Annotated in this window: 8 protein-coding genes and 4 pseudogenes; 4 read left to right on the forward strand and 8 right to left on the reverse strand. The window is 69.4% G+C overall.

The features are described 5' to 3' along the window. Positions 1-62: 62 nt before the first annotated feature. The 3 pseudogenes from ACZ7L1_RS38815 to ACZ7L1_RS38825 form a co-directional block, all read left to right on the forward strand. A pseudogene (locus ACZ7L1_RS38815) lies at positions 63-1,016 on the forward strand (IS110 family RNA-guided transposase); the annotation flags it as partial. A gap of 105 nt (positions 1,017-1,121) precedes the next feature. Beyond that, positions 1,122-1,322 (forward strand): annotated as a pseudogene (locus ACZ7L1_RS38820) (transposase); the annotation flags it as partial. A 7-nt stretch (positions 1,323-1,329) separates the two neighbouring features. After that, positions 1,330-1,635 (forward strand): annotated as a pseudogene (locus ACZ7L1_RS38825) (integrase core domain-containing protein); the annotation flags it as partial. Between the two features lie 385 nt (positions 1,636-2,020). Here ACZ7L1_RS38825 and ACZ7L1_RS38830 read toward each other — a convergent pair. From ACZ7L1_RS38830 to ACZ7L1_RS38860, 7 genes are all read right to left on the reverse strand, one after another. Beyond that, positions 2,021-3,025 carry an aldo/keto reductase family protein gene (locus tag ACZ7L1_RS38830; RefSeq protein ID WP_471444375.1) on the reverse strand — a complete coding sequence of 335 codons (1,005 nt, stop codon included), beginning with the start codon at positions 3,023-3,025 and terminating at the stop codon, positions 2,021-2,023. Between the two features lie 240 nt (positions 3,026-3,265). Beyond that, complete coding sequence (locus ACZ7L1_RS38835; RefSeq protein WP_471444377.1) at positions 3,266-5,494, reverse strand: glycoside hydrolase family 31 protein; 2,229 nt, start codon at positions 5,492-5,494, stop codon at positions 3,266-3,268. Next, a complete protein-coding gene (locus ACZ7L1_RS38840) occupies positions 5,491-6,603 on the reverse strand; it encodes a glycoside hydrolase family 15 protein (RefSeq protein WP_471444379.1) in 1,113 nt (370 codons plus the stop codon). The genes ACZ7L1_RS38835 and ACZ7L1_RS38840 overlap by 4 nt, the downstream gene beginning before the upstream one ends. A 111-nt stretch (positions 6,604-6,714) precedes the next feature. After that, a complete protein-coding gene (locus ACZ7L1_RS38845; protein ID WP_471444381.1) occupies positions 6,715-7,983 on the reverse strand; it encodes an ABC transporter substrate-binding protein in 1,269 nt (422 codons plus the stop codon). A 75-nt stretch (positions 7,984-8,058) separates the two neighbouring features. Next, positions 8,059-8,973: a carbohydrate ABC transporter permease gene (locus ACZ7L1_RS38850; RefSeq protein ID WP_471444383.1), complete on the reverse strand. Its 915-nt coding sequence runs from the start codon at positions 8,971-8,973 to the stop codon at positions 8,059-8,061. Next, positions 8,966-9,898: a carbohydrate ABC transporter permease gene (locus tag ACZ7L1_RS38855; RefSeq protein ID WP_471444385.1), complete on the reverse strand. Its 933-nt coding sequence runs from the start codon at positions 9,896-9,898 to the stop codon at positions 8,966-8,968. Before ACZ7L1_RS38855 ends, ACZ7L1_RS38850 begins: the two co-directional genes overlap by 8 nt. Continuing rightward, the gene (locus tag ACZ7L1_RS38860; protein WP_471444387.1) at positions 9,895-11,118 is read right to left on the reverse strand and encodes an ROK family protein; all 1,224 of its coding nucleotides are present in this window, start codon (positions 11,116-11,118) and stop codon (positions 9,895-9,897) included. Before ACZ7L1_RS38860 ends, ACZ7L1_RS38855 begins: the two co-directional genes overlap by 4 nt. 631 nt (positions 11,119-11,749) lie before the next feature. Here ACZ7L1_RS38860 and ACZ7L1_RS38865 point away from each other — a divergent pair. Then, positions 11,750-12,415, forward strand: a pseudogene (locus tag ACZ7L1_RS38865) (transposase); the annotation flags it as partial. Between the two features lie 35 nt (positions 12,416-12,450). On the opposite strand, the gene ACZ7L1_RS38870 reads toward ACZ7L1_RS38865, so the two are convergent. Further along, the coding region (locus ACZ7L1_RS38870) for a 3-hydroxyacyl-CoA dehydrogenase family protein (protein WP_471444389.1) at positions 12,451-12,798 on the reverse strand (348 nt) is incomplete at its 5' end.

The raw sequence follows: 12,798 nt of genomic DNA on the forward strand, positions 1-12,798 counted from the left end.
CCCCTGGCCAGGGCCCTCGCATCTGTCCCGTCATCCGCGACAGCAGACAAGAGGACAACTCGATGGTGACAGTGGGGATCGACCCGCACAAGCACGTCCACGTCGCAGTGGCTGTCGACGCCGACGGCAGGCGGCTGACCAGGCCGTTGACCGTCAAGAACGACGCGAACCTGATCGGCGTCCTGCTCAAGTGGATCCGCACGATCGCCGACGGCGCCCCCGTCACCTGGGCCATCGAGGACGGCCGCGGCTTCGCCCGCCGCCTGGCCGACGGCCTGCTGCTGACCGGCCACGAGGTGGTCTGGGTCCCCACGCGGCTGATGTCCGCCCACCGCAAGCTCCACGCCGCCACCGGCTCGAAGTCCGACCCCGTCGATGCCGCCGCGGTCGCCCACGCCGCGATCGCCACACCCGGCCTGGACCGTCACCGCATCGACGACCGCGTGCGCGAGCTGCGCGTGCTGGTCGACTCACGGGCCGACCTCGTCCGACGCCGCACCATGGTGATCAACCAGCTCAAGGCATACACCCACCTCTGGCTCGACCACACCCCCGGCGACCTCACCCGCCGGCCTGGCATGACCTCGCTGACCGCCCTGGTGGACACCACGGACATGAGCGCCCACGTCCGCCGGGTGCTGACCGAGATGATCACGGAGATAGACGGGCTGAACAAACGCATCCGCGGACTCGAGAACACGGTCCGGGAACTGGTCACCCCACTGGCACCCGCGCTCCTGGAGATCACCGGGATCAGCCACGTCTCCGCGGCGGTCCTCCTCGCCGAGATCGGCGACATCACCCGCTTCACCAGCTCAGCGAAGCTCGCCCGTTACACCGGAGCCGCACCGATCCCGGTCTACTCCTCCGACAAGGAACGCTACCGACTGCACCGAGGCGGCAACCGGCGGCTCAACAGCGTGCTCTACACGACGTCCATCGTCCAACAGCGATTCCACCCAGGCGCACGAGCACTCCTGGCCCGCCACGAGCCGACCAAGGGAGCCCGCGGAGCCCGACGTATCCTCAAACGCCACCTGATCGACGTCATCCACCGCGCCATGACCCAAGACCGAGCCTCCTGGCAGCACCACATCACCCAACACCAGCTCGCCGCTTGGCATAGAAGCGTCAACGGACTCCTGCGCCAGTACTTCCCGAAGGGCACCGACCTCTCGCGCTGGTCCGCCGAAGAAATCGACGCCGTTGCTCACGCGCTGAACACCAGACCCCGCAAGACACTTGGTTGAAGGACCCCGGCCGAGGCATTCAACGAGCAGCTACTCTTGCTCCAACAAGCCGGTGTTGCAACGACCGGTTGAGTCCAGGCAGTACACCTCGATCGCCTTAACCGAGCGCCTGACCCAAGCTGGCATCGCCCCCTCGATCGGCAGTGTCGCCGATGCGTACGACAACGCCCTCGCCGAGTCCACCATCGGTCTGTTCAAGACCGAGCTGATCAACCGCCGCGGGCCGTGGAAGACCTTCACGGACGTCGAGTTCACCACCGCCGAGTGGATCGACTGGTACAACCACCGCCGACTCCACGGGGCTCTTGGCCACATATCACCAGCCGAGTACGAAACCGCCTACCATCACCACCACACCCGCGCCAACGAACCCGTCAGCGCGTGACATCCCAGCTCTCTATCGAACCCGGAACGGTTCACCCCGGCCACAAGACGCGGGCGTCGGCGCCCGTGCAGAGCACCACATCAACCATGCTGGGCGCCACGTGGAGGCACATCTGTACCGGATGACCATGGCTGCTGTCAGTCTTATGCCGATTCACGTCAGTAGGGTGCCGAAGCGCTGCGATACCTGGGACCTGGAGGGCAGTTCATGCCGTCCGGTTCTCGTGGGAAGGGCCATGATGCAGGGAAGGCGTGATGGTGATCGCGACAGCAGTCCGGTGGCCGTGTTCCCGCCAGCGTCGGCCCGGGCGGCGGCAATGCCCCGGCTGCTGGACCTCGGCCTCCACCAGCAGTCCATCGGCCGGTAGGCCTGCATCAACGTCACTTCACGGGCGAGTCTGCGGCGAGGCTTCGGCGGTGATGGCCGGGTCGAACATGGCGACCGGGGTAAGAATCTCGTCCATGCGCTTCAGTAGCCCGGCGTCCAGCTTTACGCCAGCCGCCTTGACGTTTTCGGTGACCTGTTCGGGCCGCGAGGCGCCGATGATCGCCGCGGAGACGTTGCTGTTCTGCAACACCCAGGCCACTGCCAGCTGGGCGAGCGACAGCCCGGCTTCCGCCGCCAGCGGCTTCAGCTGCTGTACGCGTTCCAACACGTCGTTGCGGAGCCAACGGGCCACGGAGGCAGCGCCGCCCTTGTCGTCTCTTGCGCGGGTGCTGGCAGGGAGCGGGGCGCCTGGCAGATACTTGCCGGTCAGTACGCCCTGGGCTATGGGCGACCAGACGACCTGGCCAAGGCCCAGCTCTTCAGAGGCCGGCACAACCTCGGCCTCGATCACCCGCCACAGTGCGGAGTACTGCGGCTGATTGGAGACCAACGGAATGTGCAGCTCGCGGGCGAGTGCATGCGCGGCCCGGATCTGCTCGGCCGTCCACTCCGAAACGCCGATGTAGAGCGCCTTGCCGGAGCGGACCACGTCGGCGAAGGCATCCATGGTCTCCTCCAGCGGTGTGGAGTGGTCGTAGCGGTGTGCCTGGTACAGGTCGATGTAGTCGGTCTGGAGTCGGCGTAGCGAGCCGTCAATCGACTCCATAATGTGCTTGCGAGACAGGCCTCGGTCGTTGCGGCCGGGGCCGGCGGGGAAATAGACCTTGGTGAGGAGCTCCAGGCCTGCGCGGCGTTCGCCCTTGAGCCCTTGGCCGAGAACGGTCTCGGCGCGGGTCTCCGCGTAGACGTCGGCGGTGTCGAAGGTGGTGATCCCAGCGTCCAGGGCGGCGCGGATGCACGCAGTTGCCGTCTCCTGCTCCACCTGGGAGCCATGGGTGAGCCAGTTGCCGTAGGCGATCTCACTGATGATCAGGCCGCTGCGGCCCAGATGACGGAATTCCACGGAATCGGATCCTTAACGGTCTCGGCTGGCGTCGCTGACGATCTCCGGCCTTGAGCGGGAAAGCTTGAAATGATGGATCTGTAGGCGTCGATTGGGCACAGCACGCGGTCGTACAAGGCCGGTGAACGGCGTCCAGACGGGCTGGTGCCCGGGCTGCCGTCCAGACGCAGATCGACCACGGCAACGCGGTCGGCAGCCACCGCGCTGCCGGCCAGGCCGATCAGCCTTTGCCCTGCGGTGTCAGTTGTCGGTGACGAAAAGTGCTTCGAGGTCCGCCCACCGGTCGGCGGTCGCGAACACCGGGACGACGTCCAGCGGGGTGGCCCGCTCGACGACCTGCCCGCCGGTGTGCGTCTCGCCGGTCCAGACGTCGACCCACTCGCCGTGGGGCAGATACACCTCCCGGCTGGCGGCACCCGGTGTGGTGACCGGCGCGACCAGCAGTGCTGAGCCGAGCCGGAACTGGTCGGGGAAGTCCCAGATGCGTTCGTCCTGGGCGTCGTCGAAGAACAGTGCGCGCATGAGCGGCTTGCCTTGCGCCAGGCCGGTGCGGGTCTCCTGTGCCAGGTAGGGGACCAGGCGCTCGCGCAGGTGGGCATATCTGCGGGAGATATCGAGCACCCGCGGGTCGCCGGAGCGGTGCGCGATGTTCCACGGCGTGCGGTCGCGCAGCGGCAGCCGGTGGTGGTTGTATTCCGAGTGGTATTGCATGATCGGCATGAAGCAGGACGCCGCCATGGCGCGCAGATACAGTTCGGCGTCCGGGACGTCGCCGGAGAAGCCCGCGATGTCCCAGCCCCAGTAGACGATGCCGCAGGCCGAGGCGGTGATGCCGGCGTTGAGAGAGTGCCGGTAGGCGTCCCAGGTGGAGTCCTCGTCGCCGGCCCAGAAAGCACCCGCGTTCTGCGAGCCGGTGAACCCGGCACGGCTGAAGGTGACCGGGGCCTTGCCACTCTGGCGCAGCAACTCGCGGTAAGCGGAGGGGTATTCGACGGTGAACAGGTTGTTGGTCTGCGCGCCGGTGGTGCCGTCGGCGTAGCGTAGGTCCTCGCCCCAGGCGTGTTCGCCGCCGTCCGTCTTGAAGCCGTCGATGCCGACCTCGTCGACCAGGTAGCGGCGCTTGGAGGTCCACCACTGGCTTGCTTGGGGGTTGGTGAGGTCGGGCATAAGGGCTTGGGGGAACCACCAGCCGCGGTTGCGGTAGGGCCGCTTGCCGCCTTCCTCCATGACGGTGTACCCGTGGTCGATCATCGCGCGGGCGTCAGCGGCGGCCTGCCCGCGGGGGGCGGGACGCATCTTCATCAGCGGGATCTGCCAGAGCAGCACCTTGATGTCGCGCTGGTGCAGTTCGTCGACCAGGCCCTTGGGGTCGGGCCAGGCACCGTCGGGGGGGAAGGTGAAGTCGGCCAGGCGGTGGGGGGCGCCGTCCTCGTTGACGGTGTACTGGGCGTCGCGGAAGACGGTGAAGGTCGCCTCGTCGCTCCATGCTTCGATGACCAGCACGCCGACGGGGATGTCCTCGTCGCGGTGGCGGTCCATCTCGGCCAACACGCGCTGCTGCGTGTTCCATTCGTTGCCGCTGGCCCACAGGCGGAAGACCCAATCGGGCAGTTCCTCGGGGCGGCCGGCCTCGTCGAGGAAGGCGGACAGCAGTTCATGGGGGGCACCGTGGAAGCAGACCGTCTCGAGTGAGCCGTCCGGCGGGGTCTGTGCCTCGATCCACAGCAGGTCCGGATCGCTTGCGCCGATGTCGTACCAGGTGCGGCGGGATGTGCGCAGGTGGAAGGCCCAGCTGTCGCCGCCCAGCACCATCGCGAAGGGCATCGGCAGGTAGGTGCAGGGGGTGAAGCCCTGTCCCTTGTACTGCTCGAAGACCTGGGCGTCCAGGGTGCGTCCGCGCTGGTCGACGGCGTTGTAGCGTTCGCCGAAGCCGACCACGTGCTCGCCGGGTGCCAGCCGTAGTGCGAAGCGGATGCGCAGCACCGTGCCGTCGGCGGCCACCAGACTGGAGAGGGAGTCCTCGACCAGGCGGCCGGCGTCCTGGGTGACCTGCAGTCGTGCGGCCCCCTTGTGCCATGCGGCCGGGGCGACGGTGTGCCAGGAGGTCCGGCGGATGCGGCCGTCTTCGTGGCGGGCCGCAAAGCGGTAGCGGGCGGTTGTGCCTTCGGCGAGCGGGGCGGGGCGTACCACCCAGCGGTGGCGCCGGTCGCGGCCGCCCGCGGCGGCTTGGGCGAGGTGGCTGTCGGTGTTGCCGCCGCTGTCGCCGGTGGCTTCGGTGGCGTCTTCGATCGCGGCGGTCAGTTCGGTGATGCCGTCGCCGCTGTCCCACTCGCACACCACGGCCTGGATGGCGTAGCCGGTGGAGGCGCGGATCTCGAAGGGCTCACCGGCCAGGGGGGTCACGGGCACACGCTGGTCGTCGGTGGGCTGGTAGGCGTGGCCCGAGCCGTGAGGGCGGTGGCGGATCATGCGGAGACTTCCAGTTCGTGGGCGAGGATCAGGTACATCGCGTGGGACCACAGCAGCGGGGTGGCATTCGGTCCCCAGCGCTGCTGCCACCTGGGCAGGTGTTCGGGTGCCAGGAGGGTGGCGCCGGGGGCCTGCTCGGGCAGTAGGTCGTCGGCGGTGGCGTGGGAGGCGATCCACTCCAGCTCGCGGCGGGCGTCGTCAGTGCGGCCGATGCGGGCGTAGTGCCAGCCGAGGAGGCCGGCCAAAACGGGCCACTGCCCGCCGCCATAGAAGACGTCCCCCAGGTAGCGGTGGACGCCGCCTTCCGGCTTGAGCAGGTCGTGCTCGATCGCGGCGAGGGTTTCCTGGGCGATGGGCCCGGCCGGGTCCACGCAGGCGAACGGTGTCAGGCAGGCCAGCAGGCTCGCGTCCACCGCCGAGCTGCCCAGCCATTTCGCGAGGTGGCCTTCGTGCAGGCCGCGTTCGCGTACGAGGGCATCGATCTGCGCGACCGTGGGTGCGCACAACCCGGTGTGGTCGAGGCCGGCCGCCTCGATGGCCTTAAGGCCGCCGCGTAGGGCGCCGAGGGTGGCTCCGTGCCGGTGTTCCTTGGACTCCTCCCACCAGTCGTAGCAGGGCAGGTCCCAGGTCGCGGCGAGATAGCCGACGGTGAGGCGAATCGCCTCGTGGTAGGGGGCCGCATCGCCGCCGTGCCGGCGCAGATGCTCGCTCAGCGCCCACAGCCAGGTGCCGTAGCCGTCGGTCTGGAAGTCCCACCAGCCGACGTCGCCGGTGTCCTGGCCGTCCAGGGTGTAGCGGGTGGGCAGGAGGTCGGCCTCGGCGGGCTGTCGGCCCGCGGCTTTCGCCGCGACGATCCGCTCGATGCGGTCGGCGCGATCGGTGACCACCTTGGCGCACCAGTGGTGGAAGGCGTCGGCGGAGTCGGCGGCGCCTGCGCGGGAGGCGGCCTCGGCGATGAACGAACCGTCGCGGAACCAGGAGTAGCGGTAGACCGGGTAGCTCGGGCAGGCCGGGTAGGCCCCGGAGGGCGCCTGGTTGGCGGTGATCACCTCCAGGCTGCGGCGGGCCAGGCGCGCGTGGCCGGGCGACTGCGTCGTGGGGGTGGACAAGGCGTGTCTCCTGTGTGGGTGGTGCGGGGTGGGAAGGAGCAGCGGTACCCGGTGTGGCCGGGGGTTCGGGCGCCCGCGGGGCGGTCAGGTCTCCCGCGGGCGCCCGAGGCCTCACTTCAGCAGTGCGGTGACCTGCCGGGCTGCCTGGGACAACGCCTTGGCGACATCGGTGCGGCCGGCGGCGGCATCGGCGAGGGCGTTGTTGACGATGTCCTGCATCTGCTGCTGCTTGGCGATGACCGGCGCCGTGGCCTGCTGCTTGAGGGAGTCGAAGACGGCCTGGCGGTTGGCGGGCTTGCCTGCGTGGAGGTAGCCGGCGACCTTGGCTGTGTCGGCCAGCGGCGGGAGCTCCCAGGAGGAGTCGACGCGGGTTTTGGCGGTGGTGTCGGAGGCGGTCAGGTAGGCCAGCCACTTGAAGGCGGCGTCGGCGTGATCGGTGGTCTTGGAGATGCCGGCGGAGTTCTGGAAGACCGCGCTGGCCTTGTGGGTGTCACCGGGTTCGACGGCCACGTCCCAGTCGAAGGGCACGTTCTGCAGGGCGCTGAACTGCCAGTTGCCGTTGTGCCACATGGCGAGCTTGCCGGCCTTGAACAGGTTGGTGTCGTAGTCGGGGGTGTTCGCGCTCTTCGCCACATCGGGCATGGTCGTCTTGTTCTTGCTGATCAGCCATTTCGCGGCGGCGATGCCTTGGGGGCCGTCGAAGGTCGCCTTGGTGCCGTCGGCGGACAGGAAGGAGCCGCCCGCCTGGTCGAGGGCCTTGGAGAACTCGTTGAAGGTGATGGGCTGGAAGTCGCCCCACACCCCCTTGCCCGCGTCGGTCAGCTTGCGTGCGGCGGCCTGCTCGTCCTTCCACGTCCAGCCGGCGGTGGGAGTGGCGACACCGGCCTTGGCGAAGAGTGTCTTGTTGTAGATGAGGACCACGGTGGAGAAGGACTCCGGCAGCGCGTACTGGGTGCCCTTGTACTGGGCGGCCTTCAGGTTGGCCGGGGCGTAGGCCGAGGAGTGGTAGGCCGGGTCCTTGGCGGCGGGCTGGGCCAGGTCCAACAGGGCACCGGAGGAGGCGTAGGTGGCCAGGCTCTGCTGGTCGAGTTCGAAGGTGTCCGGCGCGGTGCCGCCGGAGATCGCGGTCTGCAGCGTGGTGGCGTAGTTCGCGTAGGGCACGGACTGCACCTGGACCTTGATGGTCGGGTTGTCCTTCTCGAACGCCGCGACGATGGCATCGAGGTCCTTGGCGTGGTCGGCGCCGGCGGAGAAGGTCATGTAGCGGACGGTGGTCACACGGCCGGAGGAGGCCGATCTGGTCGCGGAGCCTTGGGCGCAGGCGGTGGTCAGGGCCAGTGCCGCGATGCCGGCGGCGAGGGCGATCCGGGGAGTGTGCATGACGGTCTCCTGGGGTGGCAGGGGATGCGAGGGCAGGGGGGCGAAAAGGGGTGACGAGGCAGGGTGGGGCCAGGGCTACTTCAGGCCCGACTGGGCGACGCTTTGCACCACGTGCTTCTGGGCGAAGAGGTAGAGGATCATGATCGGGAGGGTGCCGAGGACGGAGCCGGCCATGGTGACGTTCCACTGGGTGCTGAACTGGCCCTGGAGGTGGGCCAGTGCCAGCGGGAGGGTCATAAACTCCGGTGATCGGATGATGACCAGCGGCCACAGGAAGCTGTTCCAGCTGGCCATGAAGGCGAAGACGGAGAAGGTCGCCAGCGCGGGCCGCACCAGCGGCAGCACCACCGAGACGAAGATCCGCAGGTGGCCGGCGCCGTCGAGGCGGGCCGCCTCGTCCAGTTCCCGGGGCACGCCGTCCATCGCCTGCCTGAGCAGGAAGACTCCGAAGCCGGAAGCGAGGGTCGGAGCGAGGACGGCGGCGTAGGTGTCGACCAGGTGCAGTGTCTTCATCTCCGCGAACAGCGGAACGATGAGGACCTGCAGCGGGATCATCATGGTGGCCAGGTAGCAGCCGAATACCAGGCCCCGCCCGCGAAAGCGCAGCCGGGAGAAGGCGTAGGCGGCCATGGAGCTGGTGATCAGCTGGATGGCGGTCGAGGTCAAAGCCAGCCACAGGCTGTTGACGGCGACCCGGGTGAAGGGCACCGCGTGAAAGAGACTGCGGTAGCCGTCCCCGCTGACGGTGGTGGGCAGCAGGGAGGGGGCGGTGATTCCGCTGCCGTCGGGCTGCAGGGAGGTGATCAGCACCCACAGGAACGGGAAGATCATCCCGGCCGCTCCCAGGACGACCAGGGCGGTCAGGGATGCTGCCCGCAGGCGCGGTCGGCCCGCGGGCCGACCGCGGACTGCGGCGCGCAGCTGAGAAACGGCAGAGGACTCGGGCGTGGCCGCGGGGGGCCGGGCGGGTGTCCGGGTCAGTTCAGGCATGGGTCACCCACCGCCGCTGGATGCGGGTCATGACGACGGTGACCACCATGATCACCGCGAACAGCAGCCAGGACAGGGCCGAGCCGGCACCGACCTGCCCGTACCGGAAGGACAGGTCGTAGACCTCCTCGACGACGGGCCGCGAGGACCCGGCGGGGCCGCCGCCGGTCATCACGAAGACCTGGTCGAATACTTGGAAGCCGTTGATGAGCGAGATGAGGACGACGAAGTAGGTGGACGGCGACAGCAGCGGGCGTGTGATGCGCCAAAACCGCTGCCAGGGGCCTGCTCCGTCGATCGTGGCCGCCTCGTACAGCTCCTGCGGGATGGCCTGCAGCCCGGCCAGCATGATGACCATGACGAACCCGAGGTCCTTCCACGCCGAGGCGAGGATCACCGACGGCAGCGCCCATGTCGGGGACGCCCACCAGTCGGGAGTCGGCAGGCCCACGGTCGCCAGGGCACGGTTGAGCAGTCCCCCGTCGGGGCTGAGAATCCACTTCCACGTCAGCGAGACCATCACCCAGCTGGTGACGACCGGCAGGAAGTAGACCGACCGCAGGATGCTGCGCCCCCGCATGCGGCGGTTGAGGGCGAGCGCCAGGGCCAGGCCGCCCACGTACACCAGCGGCAGATAGCCGGCGATGAAGTACACGGTGTGCCGGAACGCGGCGCGGGTGTCGCCATCGCCCAGCAAGTGCGTGTAGTTGGCCAGGCCCACCCAGTGCATCGGGGAGATCAGGTCCCAGGAATGCAGGCTGATCCACAGTGAGGAGAGCATCGGGCCGGCGGTGAACAGCAGGAGCGGAATCGCGCTCGGCGCCAGGAAGAACGCCACCGCGGCGCGGTTGCGCCACTTGCGCCGTCGTATCGCGGCCAAGGCCGGTGGGCGGCCGGCACGCGCAGACAGGGGGTTGATCGTCATGTCGCACTCCGGCTGCCCGCGCCGTCGCCGAGCCCGTGGATACGGCGACGGGGATCGACGCTGCCGACGCCTCCGTCCAACGACGCCGCGAGGACCAGGGCAGCAGCTCCCTGCGCCCAGATGGTGTCCGTATACGGCTCGACAGTGATCGCCGGCTCCTGATCCCGGCGGCGTCCATGGCGTTGCAGGGCTGCTCTCACGCCCGGCTCCCACCAGCGCCAGGAGCGGGTCCCCTCCCCCATGACCACGATCTCCTCCGGGTCCAGCACGGTGGTCAGGCCGGCCAGCTGGCGGCCCAGGATCTCCCCCGCCTCCCGCAGGATGGCGCGTGCCCGCTCGGCTCGGTCACCGGCTCCGTCCGCAAGCTCGGCGAGATCATCCGGTGTGGCGTCCTCGCCGACCAGGCCGGCCGTGCGGGCGGTGCGCACCAGGGCGGCATCACCGATCAGGGCTTCCAGGCACCCGTGTTTCCCGCACGTGCACAGCGGACCGTCCGAGGCGACCGGAACGTGACCGAACTCCCCGGCGCCTCCGTGGGCGCCGCGGTAGACATGGCCACCGGCGACGATGGCCAAGCCGACGCCACGGCCGATGGTGACCACCAAGAAGTCGTTCAGGGTGCGGCCCCGCCCGTACAGGCGTTCCCCGCTGCCCAACGCGTTGACATCGTTCTCCACCAAAACGGCGAGCCCCAAAGCCGCGCCGAGCATGGTGCCCAGCGGCACGTGCCGCCAGTTCAGCATCGCGGCGTCCACGACCCCGCTGTCCGGACGGTCGACGCTGCCGGGGACTCCCACCCCGATCCCCAGCAGGGCAGGCAGATCCTCGCGGGGCTTGGTGAACGGGCGCAGCAACTCCACGATCGCGGGCACCGCCTCGAGCGCCGTGGCGTCGAAGGGGATCGTCACGGTGTCGGTGACCTGCCCGTCCAAGCGCATGTCGACCAGCGCGACGTGGTCGGCGGCCACCTTGACGCCCAGGGCCCGACCGGCATCGCCGACCAAGCCGACCAGCCGAGCGCGCCGGCCCCCGCGGGAGGGCTCTTGACGGTCGAGCTCCTCGATCACTCCTTGCGTCAGCAGACGCCGGGTCACCTGGGTCAGCGTCGCCGGACTCATCCCCAGCTCGCGGGCCAGCGCGGCCCGCGACATAGGCCCGGCCCGGCCCAGCAGGGCCAGCACAGCCGTACTGGAGAGGTCCTCACCCGCCAACCTGTTCATTCGCGCTCTTTCTTTAGTCACTTAAGAAACTGCTCGAACGAACGCTAGGACGAGCATCCCACCGCGTCAACCCCCCATTTCCACGACGTTTCCGACGCCACCACCGCCCCACACGACTCCGCCTGCGCCACGGCCGGACCGGGCTCGCACCGATCTCTGCGTGCAGCCGGCACCCACGGCAGGTTCGCGGGCGTCCGCGACCCTGGCGGCGTGCAGCGGATCAAGCCCCTCAACCGCCCTCACGCCCGGCGATCCACCCACCCCGCCGTCGACGGCGACGGCCCGCAGCGAGCCGACCGCTCCGGCCCCGGCCACGCCGCACTCGAGGGACGGCTACGCCCGCGACACGTTCGCCATCCGCCCCGCCCGCAGGCGACGACCGCAACCACCCGCCGGGACGTCCTGGCCCACTACGGCAAGAACCCCCCAGGGCAACCCCGGCGCCAGCCGTCACCGCATCGCCGGCCGCGCCATCCATGCAGCGGGCCGCTTGGGGCACCAGGCGGCGGCTGCCGCGATGGCGGCCGTCGCCGAACAGCGGTGCCGGCGGAGGCCGGCCCGCGGGGGTGTGTCAAACGAACGGCCCTGCCTCACTTCCGGTGCGGACGCAGCGCCGTGAGGGATCGTGTGCATGCGGGTGAAGGATGTCGACGAGTTGGTGCAGACGGTGTTTTCAGGGCTGTCCCCGCTGGCCATCGAGGAGGTGGCCGAAGACGGTGAGCGGATCGCGGTGTGGGCACGGACCGGGACGGCACCGCGGTCTGCCCGGTATGCATGGGCATCGTCAGGCCGCGTGCACGGCAGCCACCTGCGGACGGTGGCCGACGCACCGGTCGACGGGCGCCAGGTGGCGGTCCACGTGCGGCGTCTGGCGTGTCTCACGCCCGGCTGCCGGCACACCTTCCGCGAGCAGGTACCCGGGCTTCCGGAGCCGGGACCAGCGCCACACGCCCCACCTGTCCAGGCAAGTCAACGCTGTGGTCAAGAAGTTAGCGGGCCGGACCGGGGACGGTTACTGACGGTTGGCCTGTCCCCGCACACGGAACTGCGGGCCCTGTTGCGCATCCCGTTGCCCACCGGACGAGTGCCCCGCGTGATCGGGGTCGATGACTTCGCCCTGCGCCGACGGCACCGCTATGCCACCGTGGTGATCGACGCTGAGAGTCATGAGCGGATCGACGTGCCGCCCGATCGCACGGCCGACACCCTGGAGCTGCGGCTGCGCGAGCATCCGGGCGTCGAGGTGGTGTGCCGTGAGGGCTCGGCAACCTACGCCGAGGCCATTCGCCGCGCCCTGCGCTGCTGTCAGGGCCGGGTGGCCGCCGCTGAGGCCTACGCGGTCGCGTAGTCGTGGAAGCCTCGGCCGGTCTTCTTGCCGAGCAGACCGGCCTCGACCATGCGCAGCAGCAGCGGAGGCGGCGAGTACAGCGGTTCCTTGAACTCGGCGTACATCGACTCGGCGATCGCGTGCGTCGTGTCCAGCCCGATCAGGTCGGCGAGCGCCAGCGGGCCCATCGGGTGCGCGCAGCCGAGCACCATCCTTGATCTTGCGTGGGTTTCCCCGGCTTCAGCCGGGGAGGGAAACGCATCCTCGGCTCGGAGGCGCGCAGCGCCGGAGTTCGCTGCGCGGCTTCGGTGACGGTCAGATGGGTCGTTTCTGGCCCTCGATGTACTGGCGGA

It is taken from the genome of Streptomyces sp. NPDC107546 (assembly GCF_055639175.1).

Coding starts and splice junctions, on each gene's coding strand:
- ACZ7L1_RS38845 (WP_471444381.1), bottom strand. CDS start 7,983: ATGCACACTCCCCGGATCGCCCTCGCCGCCGGCATCGCGGCACTGGCC.
- ACZ7L1_RS38850 (WP_471444383.1), bottom strand. CDS start 8,973: ATGCCTGAACTGACCCGGACACCCGCCCGGCCCCCCGCGGCCACGCCC.
- ACZ7L1_RS38860 (WP_471444387.1), bottom strand. CDS start 11,118: ATGAACAGGTTGGCGGGTGAGGACCTCTCCAGTACGGCTGTGCTGGCC.
- ACZ7L1_RS38835 (WP_471444377.1), bottom strand. CDS start 5,494: ATGATCCGCCACCGCCCTCACGGCTCGGGCCACGCCTACCAGCCCACC.
- ACZ7L1_RS38855 (WP_471444385.1), bottom strand. CDS start 9,898: ATGACGATCAACCCCCTGTCTGCGCGTGCCGGCCGCCCACCGGCCTTG.